This window comes from Tannerella forsythia, from assembly GCF_001006485.1.
Taxonomy (GTDB): domain Bacteria; phylum Bacteroidota; class Bacteroidia; order Bacteroidales; family Tannerellaceae; genus Tannerella; species Tannerella forsythia.
Genome location: NZ_JUET01000128.1, coordinates 1 through 432, shown reverse-complemented (window position 1 = coordinate 432; position 432 = coordinate 1). Strand labels below are relative to the sequence as shown.

At 64.4% G+C, this 432-nt stretch carries 1 protein-coding gene; it reads right to left on the bottom strand.

Annotated elements, in window-relative coordinates:
* Positions 1 to 292: hypothetical protein (locus Tanf_RS16750; RefSeq protein WP_140230723.1), on the bottom strand; the 292-nt coding region annotated here is incomplete at its 3' end.
* Positions 293 to 432 lie beyond the last annotated feature (140 nt).

The window sequence follows — 432 nt, the reverse complement described above, 5'->3', positions numbered from 1 at the left end:
GCAGGTGCGTGCCGGGATAGAGATGAGTGAAGGTGCCGGGCACCAGCTTCCAGAACTTGCGCAGCACCAACTGGTGCGGCTGCGGTGCGCTGTTGTCCCACCAGTTGTTGAGGCGCGGCCAGCCCGAAGCGCGCGGCTCGTCCCACACATTGTCCTGGTAGTTGGGGTTGTTGGCATCGGCATAGATGATGAGCGGCTTGGTCACGCGCACCATCTCGATCGGGTCGGTCGGGGCCGGCGGCGACCAGTCGGTGCTGTCGATGTTCGGAAAGGCAGGAAGGGTATCGGACATGATGAGACTCCCCATGGGAAAGGATGTGCGGATCTGTTTCTTTTCTGGGGCCGCCCGGCGCGAAGGCCGTGGGCGGAGTGCGACGGGCAGGGCGATAGCCGATCGCCGCCGGCCCGACTCAGTCCCATATGGAACTGGTC